This is a genomic window from Streptoverticillium reticulum (assembly GCF_047456005.1).
GTDB classification, from domain to species: domain Bacteria; phylum Actinomycetota; class Actinomycetes; order Streptomycetales; family Streptomycetaceae; genus Streptomyces; species Streptomyces reticulum.
On record NZ_CP179755.1, the window covers coordinates 8,087,355 to 8,114,344 of the forward strand.

Genomic DNA, 26,990 nt, shown 5'->3' on the forward strand with positions numbered 1-26,990 from the left:
CCGGACGGGAGTCCGAAAGACCCGGCCCGACGCCGTACCGGCCGTCCTTGGTCGTCCTTGCGTGTGCTGTGCAGCAAGACACTACAAGCGGTGCGTCACCTGCTTGATCCGGGTGTACGCCTCGAAGCCGTACCGTGAGAGGTCCTTGCCGTGGCCGGACTGGCGGAAGCCGCCGTGCGGCAGCTCCGAGGGGAACTGCAGGTGGGTGTTCACCCACACCGTTCCGTAGTCCAGCTCCGCCGAAAGCCGCATCGCCCGGCTGTGGTTGGCGGTCCACACGGCGGAAGCCAGGCCGTAGGGAGAGGAGTTGGCCCGCTGCAGGGCGTCCTCCTCGTCGGCGCACCGCTCGACGGTGATCACGGGGCCGAAGATCTCGGTACGGGTGATGTCGTCGTCCTCGCGCACTCCGGCGACGACGGTGGGGGCGTAGAAGAACCCCTGCTCGCCCACTCGGTGGCCACCGGTGACCACCCGTGCGTGCGCCGGGAGGGCGTCGACGCATCCCTGCACGCGTGCCAGGTGCTCGGCGTTGTTCAGCGGCCCGTACGCGGTGCCGGGCTCTGAGGGCGGGCCGGGGTGCCGTGCCGACGCCTCCGTCACGAGCGCCTCCAGCAGCACGTCGTGCACCGCGTCGGCCACCAGGACCCGGCTGGCGGCCGTGCAGTCCTGTCCCGCGTTGGCGAGTGCCCCGGTGACGATGGTCCGCGCGGCGTCGGCGATGTCGGCGTCGGCGCAGACCAGGACCGGGGTCTTGCCGCCCAGTTCGAGGTGGGTGCGCTTGAGCGTGGCGGCGGCGCGGGTGGCCACGTCCACGCCGGCCGCGACCGACCCGGTCAGCGAGACCGCGGCGGGCACCGGGTGTTCGACCATGAGCCGTCCCGTCGCGGGGCCGCCGCAGACCACGTTGAGCACACCGGGCGGCAGGATACGGGCGGCGAGGTCGGCCAGCAGGAGCGCCGACGAAGGGGTGGTCTGGGCGGGCTTGAGCACGACGGTGTTGCCGGCGGCGATCGCCGGGGCCGACTTCAGCACGGCCATCAAGAGCGGGAAGTTCCACGGCGCGAGCTGCGCGCAGACTCCCACCGGTTCGCGCCTGGTGTAGGAGGTGTGGTCCCGTGCGTACTCGCCGCCTGCCACGCCGTCGAGCAGCCGCGCGGCACCGGCGAAGAAGCGCAGTTCGTCGATGATTCCGTCGATCTCGCCGGCGGCGTCCCGGCTGCCGGTGTCGCGGAGTTCGGCCTCGCCGAACGCCGCGGCCTGCCCGGCGACCGCGTCGGCCAGTTCCAGCAGCGCGGACTGGCGCTCGCCGGGTGTGGTGCGCGACCACTCGCCGAAGGCCGAGGCCGCCGCGCGCATGGCGTGGTCGACGTCCTCGGCACCGGTACACGGTGCGCGCAGGTGGGTTTGTCCGGTACACGGGTCGAGCAGCTCGATGTGTTCGGTGCCCGCGGCGGGTTCGGCCCGCTTGCCGTCGATGACGTTACGAACGGAGGGTGTTGTCACGGTGGAGTTCTCCTGGTGGCTCGGCCGGTCCGCTGGTCGATGGTCAGGCGTCTGGGGTGTTCCGCCGTGTGCGGCGCTCAGCCGCCGCTGGTGACCCGGAGCGAAGTGAAGCCGTGGAAGCCGAGGTTGTTGTTCCAGTTGGCTTCCTGCGGTGGCACGTGCAGCTGCGGCCACCTGCGGTACAAGCTGCTCAGCGCGATCCGGGTCGTCTGGCGCACGAGCGGGTCGCCGAAGCACAGGTGCCTGCCGATGCCGAAGGTGAGGTGCCGGTTGGGCAGCGGCCGGTCCAGGACCAGCTCGTCCGGACGGTCGAAGACTTCGGGGTCGCGGTTGGCCGAGGCCACGTACAGCAGCAGGGGCTGTCCCTTGCGCAGCGGGAGGACGGTCCCGTCGGACGCGGTGTATTCGAAGTCCGCGCCCGCGACCCGGCCGACGAACGAGACCGGTGTACACATGCGCAGGAGCTCTTCGACGGCGGGAGCGACGGTGCCGGGGTGCAGCAGCAGGTCCCGCTCGGTGGTGGGGACGTCGGTGAGGGCGCGCACGCAGTTGCCGATGAGGTAGCGGATGGACGCCACACCCGCGAACAGCAGCAGTGCTGCCTGCGCGACCACATCGCGCTCGGAGAAGCGGTGCCCGCGCACGCTGATCTCCCGCAGCTGGTGCAGCAGCCCGCCCTCGGCGCGTGAGAGGCGCGCGTTGTCCTCGGAGGCCAGGAAGTCGGCGAGTTGCCGGGTGCTTTCCCTGGTCCGGTGCAGGTGTTCCACCGAGACGGAGGTCGAGCCGAAGAGGTGCGCGATGTCGTCGGTCCAGCGGTTGAGGTCGGCGTGGGCCTCGACCGGGACGCCCAGCACGTCGGCGATCACCATTGCCGGCAGCGGGAAGGCGAACTGCGAGATGAGGTCGAAGCCGTTGGGGTCGACCTGGTCGAGCAGTCCGTCGACGAGCCTTTGGATGCGCGGTTCGAGGTGCTCGTCGGTGAACGGGACGTAGCTCCTGTTGGCCTGCCGGCGGTTGCGGGTGTGTTCCGCGCCGTCGTGGAACGCCAGCCAGCGGCCGTAGATGTCGAGCATGTCCGCGAACTCCTCGCGCTGCTCGGCCGGGAGGAAGCGCAGGGGGACCGCGGAGCGTGCGTTGGACAGCCGTTCGTCCTTCATCAGGCGTGCGCAGTCGGCGTACCGGAACATGAGCCAGGTGCCACCGAAGATCGTCCCGGACAGGTGGGCCGGGCGGCGTTCGCGCATCAGGGTGTAGAAGGAGAACGGGTCCTCGATGTAGTCGAGCTGGTTGTGGGAGAAGTCGTCGACGGATATGACGTCAAGAGACAAGGCAAGGACTCCCGAGAAGTCGGTGGGAGATACTTGGGCATCCGATCCTGTCGGAGTGGGCGGCCGTGGCTCGCCCAGGATCACCGTAGGACAGTTTTCGACGGCTTCTCAAGGTGGCGAGCCGGATTTCCTTTCCGGCCTCCGGGTCCGGCTTACGGACGAGATTCGGGTTCGGCTTCCGCGCGGGATTACGGGTGCCGATGCGGCCAGTTTTCGGCCAGGTTCGGCTGGTTTTCGGACGCCGCCCCGCAGGGTGCGGGTGGTGCGAGGGCGTGCGGCCGTGGTGCCGGGGACGCGGTCGCAGGCGCGGCGGAAGAGCCTGTATCGGGGGAGCGAGGTACCTGTTTTCCCTGTTCACGTCGTTGGCGCGGCGCCGGCGCGAGGCGGTGGAACGGGCCGGGCGCCTGGCCGTTACGTGCGGGGCCAGTGTGCGGTGCGGGACAGTGTGAGCCGTCCGCGACGGATGGTCCGGCCTCTTGCGTGCAGGGGCCACTGGCTTTTAGCGTGGTTCTGCTACCAGCTGGTGAGGACGGGTACGTGTCACTGACACGCGTATCGTCCGGGCCGGTTCACCGACGAGCAGTGCTCCGTGGTCTGGCGGGACCCTGCACACTCGTCCGGCAGTGGGTTTTCCGGCGCGGCCAACCGGTGAGGTCCGCGCGTACGCCTTGTCCTCCACGGCCTCTGTTCCGTCGTTGTGGTGCGCTCGTACTCCACGATTTCCGGGTGATGACGGACCCGTTGTGCACGGTGCCTTTTCCCTGTCGTGGATTTTCCCTCGAGGAGGGGGTCTGTGTCGTTCGAATTCGACGATTCGGTGCGCGCGGTCGACCGTCGTGCATTTATTGACAGCGGCGTTCTCGATATCGAGCTCGATCGGGTCTTCCGCCCTTCCTGGCAACTTCTCGGTTTCGCCGACGAGGTGCGCGAGCCGGGCGATTACGTCGTGCGCACACTCGGCCGGGACGAGGTCGTCGTCGTCCGCGCAGAGGACGGCGAGGTGCACGCGCTGCACAATTCGTGCACCCACCGGGGCACCCGCTTGTGCAGCGCGAGCCTGGGCAACGCCGCGCACCTGCGGTGCAGTTACCACGGGTGGACCTTCGCCAACGACGGCCGGCTGGTCGGAGTGCCCGCGCTCCGGTCGGCCTACCCGCCGGACTTCGACCGCAGCGGGCACGACCTGCCCACCGCGCGCGTGGTGTGCCGGCGGGGATTCCTCTTCGCCACCTGGGACACGCAGGCTCCAGAACTGGAGGACTACCTCGGCGGGATCGCCTGGTACCTCGACGCCCTCCTCGACTGCGGAGGAGGGCAGTGGGAGGTCTGCGGACCGCCGCAGCGGGTACGGGCCAAGGGGAACTGGAAGATCCCCACGGACAACTTCGCGGGCGACGGGTACCACATGCGCACTACCCACCAGATCGCGCTCGATCAGGGGATCTACGGAGACACCCTGGCCAACGGCACCCGGGGGCGCGCGGGCACCGACCTCGTCGCGGTCAACATCGCCACCCCGGACGGGCACAGCCTCCGCGCGGGCTACGTCGTGGAGAGCGGATCCTCCCTCGAGGAGCGGGATCTCACTGCCCCGCAGTTCCCCGGCTACCCGCCCGAGCGGTGGGCCGAACTGGCCTCGGCACAGACCCCGGAACAGGTGCGGTTCACCTCGCACTGCGAGGTCGCGCACGGCGTGGTGTTCCCCAACACCGTGTTCCTCAGCGTCGCGCACGACCGTGCGGTGGGCGAGGACACCGACCCACTGACCCGCTACCTGGTGGTGCGCACCCACGTGCCGGTCAGCGCCCGCGAGACCGAGTGCCTGTACTGGACGCTCGTACCCACCGCGATGGACCGGGAGTGGCGCCGCCGCTCCTACCGCTTCCAGGCCCGGACCCAGTCGGCGGGAGGAATCCTCTTCGAGATGGACGACTTCGAGAACTTCGCCCGGATCGATGCCGCTCTGGCCCGCTCGGCACCGGGACGTGGAGGGGCCGTGGACCTGACGCTCGGCACCGGCCGCGGGACCCCGGCACGGGACTTCCCTGGCCCCGCGCAGGCCGAGGCCGCCACCCTCAGCGAGCACAACCAGCGTGCCTTCTACCGGCGTTGGGCCGAGCTGGTGGGTGAACTGTGACCGCCTTCCCGGATCCGCGCCCCGCGGCGCGGACCGCCGACCGCCCGGAAGACCTGGCCGACGGCCCTTTTCCCGACCGCGGCGCGCGGCTCCCGGCTCTCGACCCGGAGATCGCCGCCGTACTCACGGAGGAGGGTGCCGCGCTGGACGAGGGCGAGCACCAGCTGTGGCTGGACATGCTCGACCCCGCCTTCCGCTACGAGATCCCGGTGCCGTTGCTGCGGGAGGACCCCGCGCTGCCCCGGCACAGCCGGTCCGCCGTGCTGTTCGAAGCCACCAAGCGGGTCCTCGAGCTGAAGCTGGGCCGTGCCGGACTGCTCCAGGCCTGGTCGGACCGTCCCGCCACCACGACGCGGCACTTCCTCGGCGCGGTGCGGGTGTTCGACGCGCCCGCCGCCGACGTGGTGCGCGCCGACGCCAACGTGCTGGTCACCGGCAACCGCGGGGTCGAGCACACCGTGCTCGTCAGCGCCGCGCGCCAGGACCTGCTCCGCCGGCGCCACGGGCGCTGGCTGCTGCTGCGCAGGCGTGTCCTGCTCGACGTGGAGGTCGCCACCCATGAACAGCTCTCCGTCATCTTCTGAAGCCGGGTACCGGGAGGACGTCCTGCTGTGCAGGGTCTCGTGCGAGTCGGCGTCGGTCGCCGTCCTGCTGCACCCCACCGGCAACGGCCGACGGCTGCTGCTGGTGTCCGAGCGCACGGGGCACAGCGCGCTGCTCGACGCCACGGTCCTGGACGCGCTGTGCGCCCTGACCCCCCGGGCGGCCACCGCCCTGGTGCGTGCCGCCGTGCAGGAGGGCGCGCCCGCGTGACAGCTGTCGCCTTCGACTACACCGCGCCCACGACCCTCGACGGCGTCCTGCGTGCGCTGGACGCCCCCGGGCGGACGGTGACACCGCTGGCGGGCGGGCAGAGTCTGGTCCCGCTGCTGACGCACCGCCGGATACGCCCGGATGCGGTCGTGGACCTCAACGCGGTGGCCGGCCTCACCGGAATCGACATCGGTCCCGACCGGGTCAGGATCGGTGCGATGACCAGACTGCGCGAGGTGGAGCGGCACAGAGCACTGGCCGCCGCCCTGCCCGTACTGGCCTCCGCCGCCGCCTGCGTCGCCCACCCGCACATCCGCGTGCGCTCCACGCTGGGCGGTTCGCTGTGTCACGCGGCTCCGGCCGCCGAAATGCCCACGGTCGCAGTCGCCCTCGGCGCGGACGTCGTACTGCGCTCGGCGCGCGGTGTGCGGTCGGTCCCCGCGGCCCGGTTCGCCACCGGCGCGGGGACCACCGTCCGCGCACCGGACGAGGTGGTGACCGAGGTCGTCTTCCCCCGCACCGGTGAACTCGCCTGGACCTTCACCGAGTTGTGCACGCGCGGCAGCACCGGCTATCCCGTTGCCGGAGTATGCCTGGGACTCCGGGTCGGCGACGGCCTCGTCCGGGCCGCACGCGTCGTGGCATCCGGGTGCGGTCCCCTCCCGCTCCGTCTGCCCGGCGTCGAAGCCGCACTGGTGGGCCGAGCCGTCACCGGACCGCACCCGGGCCTGATCGCCGCGGTCATCGCGGAGACGACCGGGGGCCGCGGACCCGAGGACCAGGAATACCGCGCCGAGGTGGCCGGCGTGCTGCTCACGCGGGCCCTGGCGGCGCGAGCCGACGAGGAGGGGCGATGAACGTCCGGACGATCAAGATTCAGGTCAACGGGACCGCGCGCACCGAGGACGTCGCCTGCCACACCACGCTGGCCGAACACCTGCGCACCGCACTGCGGTTGACCGGCACACACGTCGGCTGCGGCACCGGCGACTGCGGCGCCTGCGTGGTGCTGCTCGACGGTGAACCGGTCTGCTCCTGCCTCGTGCTCGCGGCGCAGGCCGACGGCCGGGAGGTCACCACGGTCGAGGGCATCGCGGGCCACGGCGACCTGACGCGGGTGCAACGCGCCCTCGTCGAGGAGCACGGACTGCAGTGCGGATTCTGTACTCCCGGCCTGCTGGTACGGATGGCCCACGCCGTAGACCACGGCGGCGAAGCGGACGTGCTGGCCGGGCACTTGTGCCGATGCACCGGCTACGACGGCATGCGCGCCGCGGTGCGCAAGACCGCCGGCGGCCTCGGAGCCGACCGGTGACCGGGGAGAACCGCCACATCGGCAAGCCCGTTCCACCCCGCCACCACGACCGGCTGGTGCGCGGACACGGCCGCTTCCTCGCCGACCTGCGCGCGGAGGGAGTGCTGCACGCGGCCCTCGTACGCAGCCCGCTCGCGCACGCCGCAGTCGTCGGCTTCGACACCACCGCCGCCAGGAACGACCCGCGCTGCGCGCTGGTGCTGGGCCCCGACGAACTCGCCGAGCGCACCGCGCCGATCCCCACGGTCTGGCGGCTGCCCGGCCAGCCGGAGGACAGCATCCCCCTCGCCGCCCGCACCGCTCGCTACGCCGGGCAGCCACTGGGCATCGTCGTGGCGGACTCGCCCACCGCGGCCGAGGACCTGGCCGAGGCGGTGCGCCTCGACCTCGACCCCCTGCCCCCGGTCCCCACGCTCGCCGACGCGCTGGCCGAGGGCGCCCCGCCCGTCGTGCCGGGCACCACGGACAACGCGGCCGGCCGCATCCGCTTCGGCTCCCCCGAGCAGGACATCGCCTCGGCCTTCTCCCGGGCGGCGCTGGTCGTGGAACGCGAGTTCACCCTGCCGCGGGTCAACCACGCCCCCCTGGAACCGCGGGGCGTGCTGGCCGAGTACGACCCAGGCACCGCCCTGCTGACCGTGCGCGCCGGCAGCCAGTCCCCGCACGCGATGCGACAGGACCTGTGCGCCGTGCTGGGACTGCGCGCGGACAGGGTGCGCGTCATCGCGCCCGACGTGGGCGGTTCGTTCGGGAGCAAGGTCCTGCTCTACCCGGACGAGGCGATGGTGTGCGCCGCCGCGGTCGCCCTGGGCGCCGCGGTGCGCTGGGTGGAGTCCCGCGCTGAGAACTTCACCGGCGCCTACCAGGGCCGGGGCCAGCGGACCACCGCCCGCCTCGCCGTCGGTGCCGAGGGCCGCTTCCTCGCCTTCGACGCGCACATCGTCGCCGACCTGGGCGCCTACGCGACCCAGGCGGGCAGCGGGCCGCACCAGGTGACCGCCCTGACCCTCCAGGGCCCCTACCGCGTGGGCGCCGCCGCGGCCACCGTCACCGGGGTGTACACGACCCGCGTGCCCACCGGCGCCTACCGCGGATACGGCATGCAGGAAGCGGCGTTCATCCGAGAACGGCTCATCGACGAGGCCGCCCGCGAACTCGGTATGCCCCCCGTGGAGTTGCGGTCGCGCAACCTGATCCGCCCGGACGAGCTCCCGCACACCACGCACACAGGACTCACCTACGACAGCGGCGACTACGGCGCCGCACTGCACCGGGCCGCCGCCCTGGCCGACCGCCCGCTCCCCCCGAACCCGCCGTGGGTGCGCAGGGGAACCGCCGTCGTGTCCGCGGTCGAGATCAGCGCGTTTGCGCCCTCGGCCCTGCTGGAGGCATTCGGGATCGAGTGGAGCGGCTGGGAGGGAGTACGGCTGCGGATCAACCACGACGGCACCGTCACCGTCTACTCCGGGGTGATCGCGGTCGGCCAGGGCATCGAGACCAGCCTGGCGCAGATCGCGGCAGAAGGACTGGGCGTGCCCCTGGACTGGGTGCGGGTCGAACTCGGGGACACCGACACCGCCCCGCACTCCGACCTGTCCGCCCAGGCCAGCCGGGCGCTGACCCTCGCGGGCGGCGCGCTGGTCATCGCCGCCCGGCGGCTCGCCGACCGGATGACAACGCTCGCCGCCACCTTCCTGGACACCGACCCCGGGCGGGTGACCCGGCAGATCGACGCCACCGCGGACCCCTCGTCCCCGGACGCGGCCTTCCACGGTGCCGACGGCGCGCGGATCCCCTGGCGCGAGGTCGCCCACCGCGGCTACCGGGGATGGGGACGCCGACAGCGAACCGACCCGGTCCGTCTGGAAGAATCGGTGGACTTCGACCCACCGCAACTCACCTTCGCCCACGGCGCACATGCCGCGGAAGTCGCGGTCGACCTCGGGACCGGCCGGGTCACCGTGACCGGCTACTGGGCCGTGCACGACAGCGGTGTGCTGGTCAACCCCTTGATCGCGCACGGACAGATCGTCGGCGGCATCACCCAGGGACTGGGACAGGCACTCACCGAGGAGGCCAGGGTCGACGCCGAGGGCACCCCCGTCACCCGCTCGTTCCGCGAATACACCATCCCCGCGGCCCAGGACGTCCCGCAGGACCTCGTCGTCGAGCACACCTGCACCCCCAGCACCGCAATTCCCGGCGGCTTCAAAGGACTCGGCGAGGGCGGCACCATCTTGCCGCCCGCGGCGGTCGCGTGCGCGCTCGCCGCCGCGGTTCCCGAGATCGCACACACCCTCACCTCGCTCCCGCTCACCCCGCCGCGCGTGCGTGCGGCCCTGCGGGCAGCGGGCATCACGGCGGAAGGCGGTATCCGATGACCCGGCCGAACCAGGCGACAACGGTGCGCGAGGCGGTGTTCGGCCTGCTCCGTGCAGAGCGCATGACCACGGTCTTCGGCAACCCCGGATCGCTGGAACTGCCCATGCTGCGCGACTTCCCCGACGACTTCCGCTACGTGCTGGGACTGCAGGAATCGGTGGTCGTGGGGATGGCCGACGGCTACGCGCAGGCCACCCACCGCCCCGTGCTGGTCAACCTGCACTCGGCGGCCGGAGTAGGGCACGCGATGGGCGCGCTGTTCACCGCACGCCGCAACCGGACGCCCCTGGTCGTCGTCGCCGGCCAGCAGGCGCGCTCACTGATGGAGGGCCACCCGTACTTGCTGTCGGAGGACGCGACCACGTTGCCCCGCCCCTACGTCAAACTCAGCCGCGAGCCCGCCCGCGCCGAGGACGTGCCGGCGGCCATCGCCCGCGCCCGGCACCTCGCGACCGCCCCGCCCGCCGGGCCCGTGTTCGTGTCCGTCCCGAGCGACGACTGGGACCGCCGCGCCGAACCCGTCGCGCTCCGGCGGGCGAGTACCACCGTGGCCCCGGACCCCGCCCTGCTCGCCCTCGCCGGCCAGGCGCTGGCCCGCGCACAGTCGCCCGTACTGATCGCGGGCTCCGGGGTCGACCGCGAGGGAGCCGTGCCCGAACTGGTGGCGCTGGCCGAGGCGCACAACGCGCCGGTGTGGGCGGAGCCGCTGTCGCACCGCTGCGCCTTCCCCGAACTCCACCCGCTGTTCGCCGGCTTCCTGCCGCCGGTACGGCAGGACATCGTCCGCGCGCTGACGGGCAACGACCTGGTGCTGTCGGTGGGCGCGCCGGCGTTCACCTACCACGTCCCGGGCACCGGCCCCCACCTGCCACCCGGAACCGACCTCTACCTGCTCACCGACGACCCCGAACAGGCGTCCTGGTGCCCGGTAGGAACCGCCGTCATCACCGGCCTGGCGTCGGCGCTGCGCATGCTGAGCACCCATCCGCCCAGGATCCCGCGTACCCCGCCGCCCGCCCGCCCCCGTGCCCTGCCGCCCACACTCTCCACGAGCGGGATCACCCAGGCACACCTGGTGCACACCCTCGCCGAGGAACGCCCCGCAGGGTGCGTCCTGGTGGAAGAGGCCCCCGGAACCCGGCCGGTGATGTGCGAGCACCTGCCCAACCTGGGGCCCGAGACCTTCTACACCACCGCCAGCGGCGCGCTGGGACACGGACTTCCCGCGGCGGTCGGCATCGCGCTGGGCAGGCCGGGCGCGCGCGTGGTCGCCGTGGTGGGCGACGGATCCGCCATGTACGCCGTCCAAGCACTGTGGACGGCTGCCCAGTTGCACCTGCCGCTCACCGTCATCGTGGTGAACAACCGCCGCTATGCCACGGTGGAAGGCTTCGCCGAGCGCTTCGGCATGCCGAAGCCGGTGGGCACGGCGCTCGACGGGCTGGACTTCGCCGCGCTCGCCGCCGCCCAAGGATGCGAGAGCAGCCGGGTCGACGACCCCGCCGCCCTCGCACCCGCGGTGCGCACCGCGCTCACGGCCGCATGCCCATACGTGCTCGAGGTGGTCGTGGAGGGATGAGCTGTGCCCTCAGCGGGCTTGACGAAGTCCGGTGCGACCCATCACCGAGCACCCGCGGACGACCGCACCGGATCGTCTGCGCAGCACTCACCGCACGGCCAGACCGCCGTCGGGCCGCAGCACCTCACCGGTCATGCCCTCCGCCAGAGAGGACGCCAGGAACCGGTAGAGCGGGGCGACCTGCTCGGCCTGCAGCACCACACCCAGGGGGTTGAACCCCCGCACGGTCGCCGTGACCTCCTCGGCGCCGGCGAAAACGCGGTGACCGTCCACGGTGCGCAGCCCGGTCACGACCCCGCCCGGAGCCACGGCGTTGACCCGGACCGACGGGGCGAGGTCCGCAGCCAGGTGGCGCACTACCCCCAACGCGGCGTGTTTGGCGGCGGCGTACGCGATGCCGGCGCCGTTGCCGCGCACGAGGTAGGACGCGTCGGACAGGGTGAAGACCATCGACCCCCTGCTGTCGGCGAGTGCCCCGGCGGCGGCCCGCGCCCCGAGCAGGTAGCCCACGACATCCACGTCGAGGACATGTCGGGCGACCTCGGCCAGCTCGGCGCCGGCGAGGTCGCGCACCCCGATCCCGCCGTCGTGGACCCCGGCGTTGCCGACGAAAAGGTCCAGCCCGCCGAAGAGGGACAGGGCGATGTCCACCACCCGGTCGTGCGCATCGGGGTCGCGTACGTCGCCGGCCACCCACCGCACCCGGCCGGCGTCCTCGCGGTCTCCGTCGCCGTGCCCGGGAACGTCGCGGTCGAGCACCGCCACCCGGTAACCGTGCGCCGCCAGATCCGCCACGACGGCGCGGCCTATCCCGGAGGCACCGCCCGTCACCACGGCCACCGGTTCCCGTTCCGCCCGCTGCCCACCGCCTGCCGTCATCCTGCCGTCTCCCTCCACTCGTTGCCCCACCGGCCGGCTCCTCTTCCCGCCTTCCCGGTCATGCCGGCGGTGGCTGCCACAGACCCGTGTCGGGGAAGCCCCGCAGAGTCGCCGACACCGCCTCGTCGCGTGCCGCCGCCACCCCCCAGGTGTCGCTGGTCTGCGCGTTGGCCGGGTAGACACGAGGAGTCCACTCGTGGTCGGGGTCGATCCGCAGCATTCCCGTGGTGTATTCGGCGACGAACCGCGATGTCGGTTCCTGGAAATAGGTGAAGGTGTTCGCCCCGACCCCGTGCCGACCGGGCCCCCACAGCGGCGCGTACCCCTTCTGCACCATCGCGCCGGTCGCCCGCATGAATTCGTCGATCCCCCGTAATTCGAATGCGACGTGATTCAGGGACGTGTGCGGTGCACGCGTGAACGCGAGCATGTGATGGGCCGTCCCGGTGCGGAGGAACACCATGACGTCCTCCACCCAGTCGCTCACTTCGAGGTCGAATATCGACCGGTAAAACGCCGATGTGGCCGGCAGGTCCACCGTATTGAGCACCACGTGACCGATGCCGGTCGGCCTGCTCTCGCCCGGCTCGACGGGCCGAAACGCCCGTGCCGTCACCCCGGAGGACACCTCGACGGTGCGACCCTCGCAGTCGAGAAACCGGAACCGGTACCCGCCACCCGCATCGGTGCAGGTGGCAGGTGTGCTGACGAGACGCGCGCGCGGGTGTGCCGCCACCCGCTCGGCGATCGCGTCCACATCCGCTCCGGTGGCCGCGGCCAGGCACAGCAGATCCACCCGGGGCTCCGCGGTGGCCCGCAACCGCAACACGTGGTCGTCCTGACACCCGGCTCCCAGGAACACTCGGTCCGCGTCGGTGCCCACGAGGTCCAATTGCCAGTGCTTCTCGAAGAATTCCCGTGCGGCGCCGATATCCGGCACGCCGAGCGCCACACTCCGGACATGAGTAATCATCAGGGCTTCGCCCCCAGTCTGATCTTCGGCGGTTTCGGCACGAGAATACCGTTGCACCGAAAAAAAGGACCGCCTCATCCGGCCATTTTCGGCGCCGAAGACTTGCCGGTCGTTCTGGAATTTTCCGGACGGTGCGCTCGCCTCGCGCATGCCAATGCCCGGCGTCCGCCGACGAGTCGGTGCGGGACGGCGATTCGTTGCACGAAAGCGTCGGCGGCGGTCCCGGTGTCGAGCGGGATCGTCACGCCGGCCCGGGCGCCGCCGTCCGGGGCGTTGGCGAAAGCCGACTCGACCTGGATCCAGCACACCCGCCTGTGTCACCGCACCACGGGCCTCAGCGAGGAAGTTGTACTTGGAGGGGCCAACACTCCCGTGCACGCGGGGTGCTCCACGTGCGGCCACCCAGCTTCACCGGCTGTGCGAGTCTGTTCCGCCTACGCGGGGGTGCTCTGCCCTAAAACATCGTTTCCTTTGGTGGGTCGTTGGACGGTCCGTGACCGATCTGATGGAGCGGCTGGTGCCGGACGATTTGTGGGCTCTGTTCCGGCGGGTGGTGCCTCCGACTGAGGTGAGGCGTCCGCAGGGTGGGGGCCGGCGTCGGGCGGGCGACCGCGAGGTCCTGGCGGCGATCGTGTTCGTGGCCACCTCGGGCTGTACCTGGCGGCAGCTCCCTCCGGTGTTCGGCCCCTGCTGGCAGACGGTCTACCGGCGCTTCGCCCGGTGGAGCCGGGACCGGGTCTGGGCCCGGCTCCACCGGGTCGTCCTCGACGAACTCGGCGCCCGTGGTGAGTTGGACTGGTCCCGGTGCGCGATCGACTCCGTCAGCGTCCGTGCGGCAAAAAGGGGCCTCTGACCGGACCGAATCCGACCGACCGCGGCAAGAGTGGATCGAAGATCCACCTCATCACGGACCGGAACGGACTCCCGCTGTCGCTCGGCATCTCCGCTGCCAACCTGCATGGCAGTCAGGGCCTCGAACCGCTCGTTCGCGGCATCCCGCCCGTCCGCTCACGACGTGGTCCGCGTCGGCGACGACCGGCCAAGCTCCATGCGGACAAGGGTTACGACTACGACCACCTGCGGCGATGGCTGCGGTCACGCGGCATTGCCCATCGCATCGCCCGCAAAGGCGTCGAGTCGTCGAAGCGACTGGGCCGTCACCGCTGGGTGGTTGAGCGGACCGTTTCCCGGCTCGCCGGCTGCCGACACCTGCGCCGCCGCTACGAACGCAAGGCGGAACACTTCCTCGCCTTCGTCGGCATAGCCGCCGCCCTCATCGGCTACCGCCGACTCACCAAGTGAAACAACGTCTTAGCCTTGCGTGCCGTTCTGGTCGACGGGGTACAGGCCGAGCCTGCCGTCGGGGTCGGCCGGGTCGGTGCCCTTGACGTCGCCGACGTAGAGGCTGATGCGGGCCTTGTAGCGGTCGAGGGCGGCGCGGTCGCTCATGAACTTGCCGAGGCCGAGCGGGTTCATGTTCTGATAGTCGAAGATGCCCTTGCGGCCGGCCGGGGCCGGTACGTCGGTACGGGCGCTCCAGCCGTACGACGTCGCCTGGTACCCCTTCGACAGGATCCAGCTCATGTAGAGCTTGGCCGCGGCCTTGTGCGGCGCGTCCTTGAGGATGGCGCCGGTCTGCGGCCACGCGACCCACGGCGACTTCTCGGGGATGCTCGTCTTCGACAGACCACTGGAGCTGCCGGAGCTGGCGAAGTTGGCCACGTAGCCGTCCTTGCCGACCTGGGCGGAGGCATCGGCGGTGCCGCGGACGAACTTCGGGTTCTGGGCCTTGAGCTTCTTCAGGTAGTCGAAGCCGTACGTGTCGGTGAGCTGCTTGAAGTAGTAGAGGACGGCGTCGTCGTCGTTGGGGTAGGTGAAGACGAGCTTGTTCTTGTACTCGGGCTTCAGGAAGTCCTTCGCCTCGACGGGCGCGTTGTCGCCGAGCGTGGTGGCGGTGACATTGGCGAAGCCGATGAAGAACAGGCCGGTGTAGTAGCCGTCCTTGTCCTTGATCTGGTCGTAGACCTTGTTCCAGCCGACCGGCTTGTACTGCTCGAGCGCGCCTTCCTTCTTCCAGCGCGGGAAGTCGTCGAGGGTCTGCAGGTGGACGACGTCCGCGACGACCTTGTGCTCGGCTATCTGGTTGTCGAGGCGCGCGTCCTGGTTCTTGCTGAAGTCGACGACGGTGTCGACCTTCATCTTGGGGAACTGCTTGACGAACGCGTTCTTGAGGTAGTCGGCCTGCCCCGGCTTGTCACCGCCGGCATAGACGACCAGGCGGCCGCCCTCGGCCACGGCGTCCTTGTAGAGCTTCTGCAGCTGCGCGTCCTCGTTCGCGCCCTGCGCCGCGCGGTGAGCGGTGGGGGTGGCGGCGGCGACGGTGGCGCCGCTCGCGGCGAGCACGCCGAGAGCGACGGCTGTGGCCCAGACCTTCCGGGTGGACTTCACGACAACTCCTTCACGAGAGGGTAAGCAGAGATTCTTGAAACTTCAAGAATCTCCTCAAGGTGCACCCTAGGGCGGTCTTCTTGAATATTCAAGAAACCCTGGCCGGCCACTCCCCCCTGCCACCGGGCAGACCCACCACTCGTCACCGGTTCGTGCCAGTGGCCGACGAGGGACGGCACCGGTACGGCGGCGAGCCCATCCACAGCCAACTTCATCCGACCGGCGGAGCAGGTTACGGTCGCGGGCCGACCGGGCCGGGCTGGGGTCAGCGGACGGCCGACAGGAGGCTGACGCGGCCGGTGCCGGGCAGGGCCGGGTCGAAGGCCGGGGGGACGGGGCGGGCGTGGCGCCGGGCCAGGTCGGTGAGTGGTTCGTCCGCCGAGGTCCAGCCGTGGGAGGCGAGCCAGTCGCCGGGCGGGCGCGTCATCTCGTTCTTCCAGAGAGTGGAGAGCAGATTCACGACGCCTTCGGGGGAGGCCGCCACCGCCTGTCGCGCCTGGTCCGAGTTGACCATTGCCCGGGTGACATGCTCCATGGCGAGGTGGCTGCCCGGTGCCGACAGTGCCGTGACGCGGGCGAGGAGGCTGTCAGCGGCGTCCTCGGTCAGATACACCAGCACCCCTTCGACGAGCCAGGCCGTCGGCTCGTCCGGGCGGAAGCCGTGCTCGGCCAGCGGGACGGTCCAGTCCTCGCGCAGGTCCGCGGCGATCACCTTGCGCCGGCAGCGCGGCGGTTCGTCCCGCAGGACGTGTTCCTTGAAGGCGAGTACATCGGGCTGGTCCAGCTCGAACAGACGGGTGCCGTCCGGCCAGTCCAGGCGGAAGGCGCGGGTGTCCAGTCCGGCCGCGAGCACGACCACCTGGCGGCAGCCCGCCGTGTATGCCCGGGCGAAGTAGTCGTCGAAGTACCGGGTGCGCAGCGCGAAGTAGTCGCCCATGGCCGCGGCGAACTGCTCGCCCTGTCCCTGGCTCCACACCGCCTGCTGCTCAAGGCCCGCAGCGTCGATGAATCGGCCGGCCTGGCGGTCCTCGAACAGCCGGTCCGCGCGGCGGCTCTCAGCCGCTCGGGCCATCCCCACGACCAGTGCGGTGCTGCTGACACCGGCCAGGAGTCCGGGTCTGCCGGTCATGTCGTTCTCCGCTTCGTTTGCATGTAACTGTCGTTGGTGGGGCTCGTATTGCTCGTGGCCGTGCGGTCCAGGGGGACGCCGCCGCGCCACACCGCCTCGATCGAGCGTGTGGCGGTGATGTCCGTCAGGGGGTCGCCCGTGACGAGTACGAGGTCCGCGCGTCGGCCCGGGGCGATCACTCCGCGGTCGTCCAGGCCGAAGTACGCGGCCGGAGCCGAGGTCGCCGCGGTGAGCGACTGCGCCGGAGTCAGACCGGCCTCGACGAGCAGGGCCAGCTCGGCGTGCAGACTGGCGCCGTGCACGACCGGACAGTCGCGCCCCGGAAGGTGGTTGGCGTCGGTTCCCGCCAGCACCGGGACGCCTGCCCGGTGCAGCCGGGACACGCTCGCCAGGGCGTGGCGGAAGTGGTGGGCGGGGGCGGGGTGTGCCACGCACAGGCCCTCGCGGCCCGTCGCGATCGCGGTGCGGGCATCGTCCGGCAGGTACGCGGCGATTCGCGGATCGCCGGCCAGGGACCGGGCGAGGGCGGTCGCGGGGGAGGGGGCGGGCGCGGACAGCTCCAGCATCGCCAGGGTGGGGATGACGGCGCGTTTGTGCTGTGCTGCTCGGCTGACGAAGTGATCGTCCAGCGGTGCTTCCAGCGGGAGGTGCGTGAGGACGTCCACGCCGCTGTCCAGGGCGAGTTGGGCGGACCATACGGCGGACACATGGGCTATGGAGAGCAGGCCCCGGCGGCGGGCGGCGTCGGCGAGCGCCGTGACGGTTGCTGCATCCAGGGCGGGCAGGGACCTCCCGTGGTTCACCCCGTCGTCCACCATGATCTTGATGAAGTGCGCGCCCTCCTCCTGCCGCGCGGCCACGAAGGCGTCCGCGTCCTCGGGCCCGGCGACGGTCGGCAGCCCCGGCATGGTGACACCGGGGTGCCCGTCCGGCGCGCTCGCCAGCAGCCCCGCGCTGCGCAGATCAGCGAGGTCGTCGCGCCGCCCGGCAAGCTCGCACAGGGCCCTGGTCTCCTCCGGCGGCCCCATGAACATGTCCAGCTCGGTCGTCACACCGAAGGCCAGCGCCAGTTCGAGATTGCGCTCGGCGCCGAACACGTGCGTATGCGCGTCGATCAGCCCCGGCAGCAGCGTGCGGCCCGCTGCATCGATCACTTGGGCCGACGGGTCCGCGGCGGCGCGGGTGGCGGTGTCCGTGCTGACGTGGGTGATGACGCCGTCGGCGAACTCCACCGAGCCGGTGCCCGCGATCGACTTGCCGTCGAAGATCTGTACCCGGTCGATGATCACCGGCTGCAACTGTCTCACCATCCGCTCACGAAGGCTGTGGACCCGTAGAAACACAGCAGGTTGAAGAAGAGCACAAAGCCCATCCCCGGGAGCATCAGCCCCGACGGGCGCTTGTGCAGCAGGAAGCGCCAGGCGCCGAGCGCGGGGAAGACGAGGGCGGCCACCGGGGGCAGCCCGGCCCGGCCCAGCAGGGCCGGGGCCAGCGCCACGGCGGCCGCGGCGAGCACGAGGCTGATGGCTGCGCTGCCGCGCGGGCCGAACACCTCCGAGTACAGGCGTGCTTGGGGATCCTGGCGCCACTCGGTCTTGCGCGCGAACTCGAACTGGAGGAAGGCGCAGGCGAACATCGCCAGCAGCGGCACGGCCCGGGCGTCGGCGCCGGTCTCGCCGTTGGTCACGAGCGAGAAGTAGAGGTAGACCGACAGCAGCAGTTGCACCGGATAGCTGACGAGGAGGCTGACCACCAGGCTCTCGCCCAGGCGCGGAAAACGGCGTTCCAGTGCGGCCAGGAGCAGTGTGTATCCCAGGGCCAGGAGGATGAGCAGTACGGACAGTGCCGAGACCAGGAGGTTGAGCGCGACGGTGAGGGCGGCGATCAGCGCCATGGCGCCGCGCAGCTCCGTGACCGTGATGGCGCCCGTGACCAGTGGCCGGTCCGGGTTGTGCCGCCGGTCGTAGTCCAGGTCCTTCTGCTCATCGACCATGCGGGCGAACAGCAGCGCCAGCACCACGCTCGCCGCGCGGGCTGCGGTCGGCCACGAGGGCGTCCACGGCGCCGCGGACTGCGAGATCACCCTGGAGGCGGCCTCCAGGGTCACGGTCCACAGCACGCCGTAGGTGACGTAGATCTGCGGGCGGAACATCCGCAGGACGAAGTGGCCCAGCCGTGCCGGTGTTTGCCGGGCGAGGGAAGTGCTGGTCAATGCTGCCACCTGTTCCAGGACAGGACCTCGTCGAGCGGCCGGCGCGGGGTGGGGCGGAAGTCCGGTCCGCCTGTGATGTGTCCGACGGCGAGCAGGGCGATCTGGGTCACCTCGTCGGCCGGGATGCCGACCAGCTCCGCCACCTCGCGTTCGCGGGCGAGGTGCACCGTGGTCAGCGCGCTGCCCAGGCCGCGGCTGCGGGCAGCGAGCATGAAGCTCCACAGCGCCGGATAGACGGACCCGAAGAAGCCGGACTGCTGGGCGAGCGGCGCGTCGTGGGGCAGCCGCCCGTGGACCGCGGCCAGTACGAGCGCCGGCACCCGGTGCAGGTGGTCGGCCAGGTAGCGCACTCCGGCCACGGCCCGCTCGCTCATCGCCCCCGGGGGTGTGGCGGCGAGGTAGGCGTCCGAGGTGGCCTTGTAGTGCCGCGCGATTCCCGCCTTCGTCCGTGGATCGTCGATGATCAGAAACCGCCAGTTCTGCCGGTTTGCTCCGTTGGGCGCGTGCAGGGCGATCCGAAGGCACTCGGTGAGCAGCGGCCGGGGGACCGGCCTGGTCAGATCGAGTCTGCGGCGCACCGTGGGAGTGCGGGTCAGCAGTCCGTCGACGTCGAGGGCGGCGGGGCCGGCGCTCATCGCGCCCCGGCCTCTGTGCCGGACCTGGTCAGGCGCACGTGACCGGTGGCGACGGTGCGGTCCTCCTGTCGCAGCGCGCACTGCAGGAGGGCGCTCGTCCCGTCGCTCTGGGCCAGCATGCTCTCGCAGGTGACCGGCAGGTCCAGTTCGCCGATGGCGGTGAAGCGGGCGCTGATCCCGGTGAGCAGGGCCGCTTCCGAGGGCAGTGCGCCGGTGGCGACGGCGGTGGCGATGCTCAGCTGCCGGAACGCCTCCAGGGTCAGCATCCCCGGGACGTGGTCGACGTAGTGGTCGAACAGCACGGGGTGGCGGGTGTCGACGACGAGGCGGGCGGTGCCCGTCCCGGCGGAGGCGGGCGGCACCTGTAAGGAGGAGAGGACCACGTTCGAGTCGTCCCGGCGGTCGACCAGGCCCTTGTGGATCCGCGGCAGCGGCTCGGGGGCCTCGATCGCCAGGTGCGGTGACAGCCCCAGTCCCACCCGCCCCTTCTCGCGCATCTCCTGCCAGTTCTCCGGCGGCACCCACGACATGCTGCACTCCAGCGTCGCCGCGACATGGTCGCCGATCATCGCGCTGTAGCGCAGCCGGGCGCCGCGCACACCGTCCTGGTCGCGGAAGCGGCGCAGGATGTGGCAGCGCAGCACCACTTCGGTGGGCACGACGCTCACCGCGAGCGCGGCCGGGTCCGTCTCGTGCAGGGCGATCTCGCGCAGGATGAACTTGGTGCCGAACGGCATGTCGAACAGCTCGTGCCCCAGCATGATGAGCGTCTGCCGGGCCGCCTCCACCAGCACCATCGGGTCGTACAGGTGGCTGCACCCCGCGGTGTCCCGGTAGAAGGCGTGGGAGCGGGGCACCTGGACCCCCACGTCGAGGGTGTCCTCGTCCCGGGCGAGTACGCCGGTGACCAGCACTTCCGTGATGCTCAGCCGATGGACGAGCTCCCGGGGGACCGTCCGGCTGAATTCCACTGTGTCCATGCTTCTCCTCTCCGTGTCATGTGGCGGCGAGCTGCGCCATGTGGAGCTGCCAGTCGTGCACTCCGACCCCGTCGAGCACGGGGGCCAGCCCCTTGCGCTTCATCGGCAGGACGTGGGTGCCGACGACCACCACGTCCCAGGTGTCGAGCGGGAGCCCGGCCCGCCAGGCGGCCTCCAGCAGCAGCCGGTATCCCTCGGGGGACTCGGCGTTGAGCCGGGCCGTGCGCAGTTCCTCGCGGACCGCGTCGGGCAGCGGCGACTCCTCCGCCTGTGCCACGGCCCGCTTGAGCCGCTCGGCGGCCGGCTCGAAGGTGAGGTCCTGCCGCGGCACCTCCGCGTGCAGCTGCTCGGCGATGTCGAGGGCCCGCCCCGACCGGTCCTCGCCCGCCAGCGCGCTGCGGTAGACGCGCTCGCGGGTGGCGGTGTCGAAGTGGATTCCCAACTCCCGTGCCACGTCCGCGGGTTCATCGGGGGTGTGCACGAGATTGAGCAGATAGCTGTAGCGCCCGATCTCGTACCGCAGCTGGCCGGGGACCCGGGCCAGGGGGTCGGTCGGGCCCTTGCGCTCGGTCATCACGACCGAGGCGGGCGCGGCGCCGGGCTCCTCCGCCACCGGGCGGATGACGAGCACCACCGAGTCGCAGGAGTCCATGAACATGTCGGCGAGACGGCGCCGTTGCGGGGTCGCCAGATTCCACTGGTAGTACCACAGCGACCGCACGGTCGTCCGGGTGAGCCGGGTGCGCTCCGCTGCCACGATCCGGAAACCGGCCCGGTCCAGCCATTCGACCGTCGTCGGTATCTGGCGGCTGACCACCGCGTCCGGCTTGAGCAGCAGCGCGGCGTGCCGGTGCAGGAAGCCGTCCGCGTCGGCGGTGAGAGTGCCGAGCTGTTCGAGGCTCTCCAGGAAGTAGGTGTCCGCCGCGAACAGGGCGAGCTTGCGCGGATCGCAGCTCAGGGCCGGGGAGACGCGGTCGCCGAAGGGGAGCGGGTCCGTGGTGCCGGGGATCATCGGCCGCCTCCGTCCGTGCCGTTCGCGGCCGGGCCGGTGGCGTCCGCTTCCGCGGTGTTCGTCGCGGCCGGCGTTTTGGTGACGGCGGCGGGCAGTGCGCCCAGATAGCCGGAGTGCAGACAGTGGTCTATCAGCTTGCGCAGGAACTCCGGCCCGTTCTGCGGCGCGCTGCGGATGCCCAGCGCCGCGGTGTGGGAGTCGTCGAACGTCATCCGGCGCCGGAAGTAGCTCTCGTAGAGCGTGACGATCCGTCCGTAGTAGCGGCGTTCCCGGGTGGGCAGCCGCTCGGCGTCGAAGCTCGTCGGGGGGACGAACCTCGGCACGTGGAACGAGGGGTACTCGGCCATCACGTCCGAGAAGTCCCGCAGGGTCAGCGGCGCGCCCACCGCGTGGAAGGTGCGGCCCTCCGCCTCGTCGAACCGCTCGGTGACGCGGGTGATGACATCCGCCACGTAGTCGACCGGCACCAGGTCCAGACGTGCCTCGTACAGGCCGGGGAGGGAACGGGACTTGCCCTCGGTGGTCAGTTTGAGGATGACGTAGATGTTCTTGTAGTCGCGCACGACGCCGGTGTGCTCGTCGCCGACGACGATGCTGGGGCGCACCACCGCGGCGCGCATCCCGTCGGCCTGTGCCTTGTGCACCAGCGTCTCGGCCCGCAGCTTGCTGGCCTCGTAGGCGTTGGCGAGCCGCTGGCCCTGGTCCAGCTCCGGCTCGCGGATCACTCCGTCGCGCTCACCGCATACATAGGCGGTGCCCACGTGGACGAGACCGGCGCCGCTGTCGCGGGCCAGCTCGACGGTGTGCGCGGTGCCGTCGACGTTGACCGACTGGTAGTCCTCCTCGGGGCGGCCGAAGTCGGTGATCGCGGCGCAGTGCACGATCCGGTCGAGCCCGCTGCCGGCCAGCGCCCGGTACGCGTCCTCGGACAGACCGAACCGGGGACGGGTCACATCGCCGGGCAGGCAGGTGACACCGGTGAGGTCCAGGGGAGTGCCGTCGTTGCGGACCAGCTCCCGGGCGCGGTGGACCATGGCGGTCACCTCGTGGCCCGCCGCCGCCAGCCGCGCGGTGACCTCCGAGCCGACGAGCCCGGACGCGCCGGTCACCAGAACCTTCAGTCGTTGTGTCATCGGGCCGCCTCCTGCCGCTGTACCGCGGGCTCCGTGCCGAGTGCGCCGCTCCTGATGGAGCGGGGCGGTTTCCTGTGTGCTGTCACTTTTCCTCCGTCAGGCCGAGGCGGCGTGGGGCTGGGCCCCTCCGCTGGAGAGCAGATCGCCCGCCTCGTCGAGTGGCAGGTCCGCGTTGAGGTGCGCGCCCAGGCGCAGCCAGTCGTAGCCGACCTCCAAGGTCTGCCGCCATCCGTCCGAGGAGTCGAAGGACGACGGGAAGCGTTCCGCGCCCGTGGCACCGCGGACCAGCGCCACGAAACCGTCCAACTCCGCCAGTGCGGCGCTCCCTTGGGCGCCGGAGGCGATCGTGAGGGTTTCGAGGTGCGGGGCCTGCGCCCGGATCGTGTCGAGGCGGGCCCCGCCGGGAAGCAGCGACAGCCGGCGTACGACTTCGGAGTCCGGCGGCAGAGGATTGACGGCGTAGGAGCTGAGCACCCCGCGCAGGGCGAACCGCAGCATCCTGCGGGCGCTGAGCTGGGCGACGCTCCACTGCTCGCGGTCGAGGGCGCCGACGAGGTCCTCCCGGGCGTTCTCCACCAGGACGTTGGACCACACCAGGGTCATCGCGGCGGCGCCGAACCGGCGGGCGGGCACCGGCACGAGGTCGATCGCCTCCGCGTCGGCGACCGTCGCGCCGTCCATGCCGACGACGGGCCGTGCGGTGCTCGGCGGCGGTGTGACATCGCCCGCGGGGGCGGCCAGCGGCAGGCCGGGAACGATGCGCTCGTCCCCCTGCCACGCCGCCCGCACCAGGCCGAACCGCAGGAACTGGGCGAGCAGCGGGCCCGCCTGCGGCGCACCGGCCGCGTCCGCGGCGGCCAGCGTCTGTTCCAGGGGCCGGCCGAAGACGAGCGAGCGCCAGGCGCGGGCGGCCCGGTCCCCGAGGACGAACACGTCCTGGCGGTCGCGTACGACGTGCACCCGGTCACCGGTCTGCCAGGTGGTGACCCCGGCCCTGGTCACGGTGATCCGCCCGGGGCCGGGCTCGGCGCCCGTGACGCCCAGGTCCGCCGCGAGCCGGGCGCCCGCGGTGACGTACTCGGCGGCGTCGAGACCGGAGGTGTCCAGCGAAGCGAGCGTCAGATACCGGGCGGACAGCGGGTGGTCACCGATCCTGTTCAGCTGCTCGGGCAGCCACTTCGGCTCCAGGTAGGTCTCGCCCTCGTCCGCCGCCCAGGACTTCACGGCCTGCAGCAGCCCGGCTTCGGTCCAGGAAGCGGCCTCCTGCTCCTCGCCGAGCAGGCGCAGGGCGAGCGCGTGGCGGATCGACTGGCGTGCGGCGTGTGCCCACCAGTCGCGGGCCGTGGCGCTGAAGTCGTCGAAGGACATCATCCCCTTGACCTTCGCCACCAGCTCCGGATTGCGCAGCGGGAAGCTGCGCAGCAGCCGCTGACAGCGGTTCAGCAGATCCTCCGCGACCGCGCCGGGGCGGTCGGCGGCGGCCGTGGTGACCGCGGAGAACTGCTCCGCGATCTGCCGTACGGAACGGGTCCTGACCTCGACCCGCCGCCCGTCCACGAACAGCAGCGACGGCATGGTCGGCAGGTCGGCTTCGCCGTCGGAGACGAGCAGGAAGTCGATGTCGGACGAGGAGTTGCCGAAGCCTTCGGCGATCGACCCTTCGAGCACCACCGCGCAGCCGTCCACGGAGCGGATCTGCGGCAGTGTCTTGTCCAACAGGTTCTGCAGATATTCCTCGGTGAGGATCACACGGGCCTCCCGGTCGTGTTGTCGGTTGCGGCGGCAGCGCCGGTTTCGGCATCGGTACCGGTGTCGCCACCAGTGCCGGTATCGGCGTCGGCCAGGATCCGTACCGACCCCGTCGCGCCGTCCACCCGCACCCGCATCCCGGTCTCCAACTCCCGCATCAGGCCCTTGACCTGGACGACCGTCGGAATGCCGAGCTCCCGGGCGACGATGGCCACATGGGTCAGCGGGCTGCCCCGCTCGATGACCAGCGCCGAGGCGGACGGCAGCGCGGCGACCCAGCCCGGGTCCGTGCGGTAGGTCACCAGCACGCCGCCGTCGACGTCCACGGGCGTGTCCGTGACCACGGCGCGGGCCTCCACGATTCCGGGGCAGCACGGCGTGCCGCGCAGCTCCTGGACGCCCGTACGCGCCAGGGGGCCGTCGGTGAAGCCGGCCCGCTCCAGGTTGCCCCGCCCGTAGGGCGCTCCGCGGGTGCGGAACCGCGACGGCGCGGACAGCTTCTCGCTCTCGGCCTGCTGCCGCTTGCGCAGCTCCACCAGGCTCCGCAGACCGGTGTGTCCCGTCGTGCCCTCGTAGGCGCCGCGTACCTCGTCGAGCCGCAGGAAGAAGACGTCGTTCCAGTGGTCCAGCGCCTTGGTGCGGGCCAGGTCGCGGCCCATGGCCCGCAGCATGCGCTTGGCCGAACCGAACGCGCGGGTACGGCAGAACCTCAGCCGCTCCCGGTTGTACAGCGAGCTCTGTGCCTTGCGGCGGACGACGTCGTAGACCAGCCGGCGCGGGCCGCGCAGATGGGCGTCGAGATAGGCGTCGGCCTTCTGACCGGGGTCGGCGTCCACCTCGGACAGCGCGGTGCGCACCATGGCGAACAGGGTCGAGGGGTCTTCCCGCAGATCCGGTACTTCGAGTTTGAGTTCGTCGAGGCTGCGGTAGCCGTACGCGGCGACGTACTCCTCCAGGGCCGCGAGGAACTCGGTGCGCCCGTTCTGCCGCAGCGCCTCGTGGGTCTCCTCGGCCGGGGTCTCCCGGATGAGACGGTCCAGTTCGGGGTCGGCGCGGACGGTGGCGGCGAGGCGCGCCAGCGCCCGGGCGGGCTCGATGGACTCCACCTGCGGCCCCGGACTCGCCGCGCTCCAGGTGAGCCACTCGGGGGCCTCGGGCAGCCAGCGCCTGTTGAGCAGGGCGAGCCCGCCGATGGACCACAGGATCGCGGCGTCCAGGGTCTGCATCGGACCCCACTTCTCCAGCAGGTCCTTTTCCAGGCTGCGAAAACGCCGGTAGACGTCCTGGCCGTCCAGTGCGTCGTAGTCGACGTTGTCGAATTCCTGGTACGCCGCGTAGAAGTACGCCATGAAACGTTCGACCGAGCGGTTCATGGTGAGAAAGCGGTGGACGAACACCGCGGTGGTCCGGGCCCGGGCCAGCCGGTCGCGCAGGGACGCAACGGTGTACGGATGGATCGCCTCCGCCATTGTGTCGTCCAGTTCCTCCTCGACGCCGATGGCAACTTCCAGGACTTTTCTGTTGAGTTGGTACAGCGGCGCGATGCGCACCATCCGGTACCAGTTGAGCAAGTTGTAATAGACCCGGCCGTGGAAGTAGCCGAGCATGTTCGGAGCCCATTCCTCGATCTCGCGCAGCCCGGCCCGGGGGACCCGCAGGGCCCGGGCGTAGTTCTCGTAGACCTTGCCGTAGACGTGGGCGGCGAAGCTGAAGGTCAGCGGAGAGACGATGCCGGAGAAGCTCTCGACGATGTTGGCGTTGTCCCAGATCCGCAGCTCGCCCTCGTCCGGGCCCCGCGCCCCGTCCGACGGCTCGCTGCCGTCCGGCGGCTCGACGTGGTCCGGCAGCGCGGTGATGGGACGGGCCTGGAGTATCCACAGGGACTCGCCCGCGAACGCCCACTCGATGTCCTGCGGAGAGCCGAAGACCGCCTGGATCCGCGCCCCGGCCTCGTGCAGCTGTGCCAGCTCCTTCGGCGTCAGCGACAGCTTCTCCCGCTCGGCCTGCGGCACTTCGCTGATCTCGTAGCCGGAGCCCGCGGCGGCCGCGTGGTAGCGCTCGTGCTTGTCGCCCAGCACGGTGTCGGCCACCGCGCCCGTGGCGGCGTCGAGGGTCACGGTGTCGGCGTCGATCGCCCCCGAGACCAGGCCCTCGCCCAGCCCGTAGACCGAACTCACCACGAAGCGCTGCCGGTTGCCGCTCACCGGGTCGGCGGTGAACAGCACACCGCTGCGCTCGGCGGCCACCATCTCCTGGACGACGACGGCGATGCCTGCGCCGCGCAGCGGCAGTCCGTGGCGCAACCGGTAGAGCATCGAGCGCTCGCAGAAGAGCGAGGCCCAGCACTTCTTGACGTGTACCTTGACCTCGTCGATTCCGCAGACGTTCAACGAGGTGGCGAACTGCCCGGCGAAGGACAGCTGCGCGCCGTCCTCCTCGGCGCCGGAGGAGCGGACCGCGACCCGGCCGCACCCCGCCTGTGCGTAGGCGTCCTCGACGACGGACGCGGCCTGTCCGGTGAGCTCTCCCGACTCGATGAGTTCGGCCAGCTGCCCGGCGACGCGTCCGGCGGTGTCCGGGGTGACCTCGGCGAGCAGCGCCTCGATGCGTCCCGACGCGTCGAGCGCGTCGAGGAACTCCTGGAACACCCCGAGCCCCACCACCGCCCACCGTGGGACGTCGATCCCCTTCCCCGAGAGTTCGTAGAGATTCCTCCCCTTGCCGCCCGCTGTTCGCGCGACGTCATCCGGAGGACTTTCGATGGTGATCGCTCGCATGAAACC

Annotated in this window: 22 protein-coding genes; 8 read left to right on the top strand and 14 right to left on the bottom strand. The window is 71.3% G+C overall.

Translation table 11 applies throughout. The features are described from left to right. Positions 1–81: 81 nt before the first annotated feature. Both ACMATS_RS36815 and ACMATS_RS36820 read right to left on the bottom strand, forming a co-directional pair. On the bottom strand, positions 82–1,503 hold the full coding sequence (locus ACMATS_RS36815) for an aldehyde dehydrogenase family protein (protein WP_414170498.1): 1,422 nt from the start codon (positions 1,501–1,503) through the stop codon (positions 82–84). A gap of 77 nt (positions 1,504–1,580) precedes the next feature. Then, a complete protein-coding gene (locus ACMATS_RS36820) occupies positions 1,581–2,831 on the bottom strand; it encodes a cytochrome P450 (RefSeq protein ID WP_414170500.1) in 1,251 nt (416 codons plus the stop codon). Positions 2,832–3,624: 793 nt separating this feature from the next. Here ACMATS_RS36820 and ACMATS_RS36825 point away from each other — a divergent pair. The 7 genes from ACMATS_RS36825 to mdlC are packed head-to-tail and all read left to right on the top strand — an operon-like array spanning position 3,625 to position 11,057. Continuing rightward, the gene (locus tag ACMATS_RS36825) at positions 3,625–4,968 is read left to right on the top strand and encodes an aromatic ring-hydroxylating oxygenase subunit alpha (RefSeq protein ID WP_390779391.1); all 1,344 of its coding nucleotides are present in this window, start codon (positions 3,625–3,627) and stop codon (positions 4,966–4,968) included. Then, a complete protein-coding gene (locus tag ACMATS_RS36830) occupies positions 4,965–5,552 on the top strand; it encodes an aromatic-ring-hydroxylating dioxygenase subunit beta (protein WP_391153625.1) in 588 nt (195 codons plus the stop codon). The genes ACMATS_RS36825 and ACMATS_RS36830 overlap by 4 nt, the downstream gene beginning before the upstream one ends. Continuing rightward, positions 5,527–5,781, top strand: coding sequence for a hypothetical protein (locus ACMATS_RS36835; protein ID WP_390779389.1), 255 nt, complete (start codon positions 5,527–5,529; stop codon positions 5,779–5,781). Before ACMATS_RS36830 ends, ACMATS_RS36835 begins: the two co-directional genes overlap by 26 nt. Beyond that, positions 5,778–6,638, top strand: coding sequence for an FAD binding domain-containing protein (locus ACMATS_RS36840; protein WP_414170501.1), 861 nt, complete (start codon positions 5,778–5,780; stop codon positions 6,636–6,638). Before ACMATS_RS36835 ends, ACMATS_RS36840 begins: the two co-directional genes overlap by 4 nt. Next, complete coding sequence (locus tag ACMATS_RS36845) at positions 6,635–7,096, top strand: (2Fe-2S)-binding protein (RefSeq protein ID WP_390779387.1); 462 nt, start codon at positions 6,635–6,637, stop codon at positions 7,094–7,096. The genes ACMATS_RS36840 and ACMATS_RS36845 overlap by 4 nt, the downstream gene beginning before the upstream one ends. Continuing rightward, complete coding sequence (locus ACMATS_RS36850; RefSeq protein WP_414170502.1) at positions 7,093–9,477, top strand: xanthine dehydrogenase family protein molybdopterin-binding subunit; 2,385 nt, start codon at positions 7,093–7,095, stop codon at positions 9,475–9,477. The genes ACMATS_RS36845 and ACMATS_RS36850 overlap by 4 nt, the downstream gene beginning before the upstream one ends. Continuing rightward, positions 9,474–11,057, top strand: a complete 1,584-nt coding sequence (gene mdlC / locus ACMATS_RS36855; protein WP_414170504.1) for a benzoylformate decarboxylase — start codon at positions 9,474–9,476, stop codon at positions 11,055–11,057. The genes ACMATS_RS36850 and mdlC overlap by 4 nt, the downstream gene beginning before the upstream one ends. A gap of 87 nt (positions 11,058–11,144) precedes the next feature. Here mdlC and ACMATS_RS36860 read toward each other — a convergent pair whose 3' ends face one another. Further along, positions 11,145–11,936 (bottom strand): SDR family oxidoreductase, encoded by a 792-nt coding sequence (locus ACMATS_RS36860; protein ID WP_414170505.1) that lies wholly within the window; start codon positions 11,934–11,936, stop codon positions 11,145–11,147. 58 nt (positions 11,937–11,994) lie between these two features. Beyond that, the gene (locus tag ACMATS_RS36865) at positions 11,995–13,059 is read right to left on the bottom strand and encodes a VOC family protein (RefSeq protein WP_414170506.1); all 1,065 of its coding nucleotides are present in this window, start codon (positions 13,057–13,059) and stop codon (positions 11,995–11,997) included. Positions 13,060–13,414: 355 nt separating this feature from the next. Between ACMATS_RS36865 and ACMATS_RS36870 the strand changes: the two genes are divergently transcribed. Beyond that, a protein-coding gene (locus ACMATS_RS36870; RefSeq protein ID WP_414170861.1) for an IS5 family transposase occupies positions 13,415–14,211 on the top strand; the annotation gives its coding sequence in 2 pieces (ribosomal slippage) (positions 13,415–13,757 and positions 13,757–14,211; 798 coding nt in all). 9 nt (positions 14,212–14,220) lie between these two features. Here the strand turns inward: ACMATS_RS36870 and ACMATS_RS36875 are convergent. The 10 genes from ACMATS_RS36875 to ACMATS_RS36920 all read right to left on the bottom strand — a co-directional run bounded on the left by ACMATS_RS36875 (position 14,221) and on the right by ACMATS_RS36920 (position 26,984). After that, complete coding sequence (locus tag ACMATS_RS36875) at positions 14,221–15,357, bottom strand: ABC transporter substrate-binding protein (RefSeq protein WP_414170507.1); 1,137 nt, start codon at positions 15,355–15,357, stop codon at positions 14,221–14,223. Positions 15,358–15,622: 265 nt separating this feature from the next. Further along, positions 15,623–16,486 carry an SAM-dependent methyltransferase gene (locus ACMATS_RS36880; RefSeq protein WP_414170508.1) on the bottom strand — a complete coding sequence of 288 codons (864 nt, stop codon included), beginning with the start codon at positions 16,484–16,486 and terminating at the stop codon, positions 15,623–15,625. Further along, positions 16,483–17,796, bottom strand: a complete 1,314-nt coding sequence (locus tag ACMATS_RS36885; RefSeq protein ID WP_414170509.1) for an amidohydrolase family protein — start codon at positions 17,794–17,796, stop codon at positions 16,483–16,485. Before ACMATS_RS36885 ends, ACMATS_RS36880 begins: the two co-directional genes overlap by 4 nt. Next, positions 17,790–18,698: a UbiA family prenyltransferase gene (locus tag ACMATS_RS36890; RefSeq protein ID WP_391153641.1), complete on the bottom strand. Its 909-nt coding sequence runs from the start codon at positions 18,696–18,698 to the stop codon at positions 17,790–17,792. The genes ACMATS_RS36885 and ACMATS_RS36890 overlap by 7 nt, the downstream gene beginning before the upstream one ends. After that, complete coding sequence (locus tag ACMATS_RS36895; protein WP_414170510.1) at positions 18,695–19,333, bottom strand: nitroreductase family protein; 639 nt, start codon at positions 19,331–19,333, stop codon at positions 18,695–18,697. Before ACMATS_RS36895 ends, ACMATS_RS36890 begins: the two co-directional genes overlap by 4 nt. Beyond that, positions 19,330–20,313, bottom strand: coding sequence for a ScbA/BarX family gamma-butyrolactone biosynthesis protein (locus ACMATS_RS36900; protein ID WP_414170511.1), 984 nt, complete (start codon positions 20,311–20,313; stop codon positions 19,330–19,332). The genes ACMATS_RS36895 and ACMATS_RS36900 overlap by 4 nt, the downstream gene beginning before the upstream one ends. Before the next feature lie 16 nt (positions 20,314–20,329). After that, positions 20,330–21,325: a nucleoside-diphosphate kinase gene (locus ACMATS_RS36905; protein ID WP_414170512.1), complete on the bottom strand. Its 996-nt coding sequence runs from the start codon at positions 21,323–21,325 to the stop codon at positions 20,330–20,332. Further along, positions 21,322–22,458, bottom strand: coding sequence for an SDR family oxidoreductase (locus ACMATS_RS36910; protein WP_414170513.1), 1,137 nt, complete (start codon positions 22,456–22,458; stop codon positions 21,322–21,324). The genes ACMATS_RS36905 and ACMATS_RS36910 overlap by 4 nt, the downstream gene beginning before the upstream one ends. Positions 22,459–22,554: 96 nt before the next feature. Then, positions 22,555–24,207 (bottom strand): hypothetical protein, encoded by a 1,653-nt coding sequence (locus ACMATS_RS36915; protein ID WP_414170514.1) that lies wholly within the window; start codon positions 24,205–24,207, stop codon positions 22,555–22,557. Beyond that, a complete protein-coding gene (locus tag ACMATS_RS36920; RefSeq protein WP_391153653.1) occupies positions 24,204–26,984 on the bottom strand; it encodes a phosphoenolpyruvate synthase in 2,781 nt (926 codons plus the stop codon). The genes ACMATS_RS36915 and ACMATS_RS36920 overlap by 4 nt, the downstream gene beginning before the upstream one ends. Positions 26,985–26,990: the final 6 nt, after the last annotated feature.

Excerpts from the sequence above, each read along its gene's own strand:
- ACMATS_RS36835 (WP_390779389.1), top strand. The coding sequence starts at position 5,527 with ATGAACAGCTCTCCGTCATCTTCTGAAGCCGGGTACCGGGAGGACGTC.
- ACMATS_RS36845 (WP_390779387.1), top strand. The coding sequence starts at position 6,635 with ATGAACGTCCGGACGATCAAGATTCAGGTCAACGGGACCGCGCGCACC.
- mdlC (WP_414170504.1), top strand. The coding sequence starts at position 9,474 with ATGACCCGGCCGAACCAGGCGACAACGGTGCGCGAGGCGGTGTTCGGC.
- ACMATS_RS36860 (WP_414170505.1), bottom strand. The coding sequence starts at position 11,936 with ATGACGGCAGGCGGTGGGCAGCGGGCGGAACGGGAACCGGTGGCCGTG.
- ACMATS_RS36865 (WP_414170506.1), bottom strand. The coding sequence starts at position 13,059 with ATGCGCGAGGCGAGCGCACCGTCCGGAAAATTCCAGAACGACCGGCAA.
- ACMATS_RS36880 (WP_414170508.1), bottom strand. The coding sequence starts at position 16,486 with ATGACCGGCAGACCCGGACTCCTGGCCGGTGTCAGCAGCACCGCACTG.
- ACMATS_RS36885 (WP_414170509.1), bottom strand. The coding sequence starts at position 17,796 with ATGGTGAGACAGTTGCAGCCGGTGATCATCGACCGGGTACAGATCTTC.
- ACMATS_RS36895 (WP_414170510.1), bottom strand. The coding sequence starts at position 19,333 with ATGAGCGCCGGCCCCGCCGCCCTCGACGTCGACGGACTGCTGACCCGC.
- ACMATS_RS36900 (WP_414170511.1), bottom strand. The coding sequence starts at position 20,313 with ATGGACACAGTGGAATTCAGCCGGACGGTCCCCCGGGAGCTCGTCCAT.
- ACMATS_RS36905 (WP_414170512.1), bottom strand. The coding sequence starts at position 21,325 with ATGATCCCCGGCACCACGGACCCGCTCCCCTTCGGCGACCGCGTCTCC.
- ACMATS_RS36910 (WP_414170513.1), bottom strand. The coding sequence starts at position 22,458 with ATGACACAACGACTGAAGGTTCTGGTGACCGGCGCGTCCGGGCTCGTC.
- ACMATS_RS36920 (WP_391153653.1), bottom strand. The coding sequence starts at position 26,984 with ATGCGAGCGATCACCATCGAAAGTCCTCCGGATGACGTCGCGCGAACA.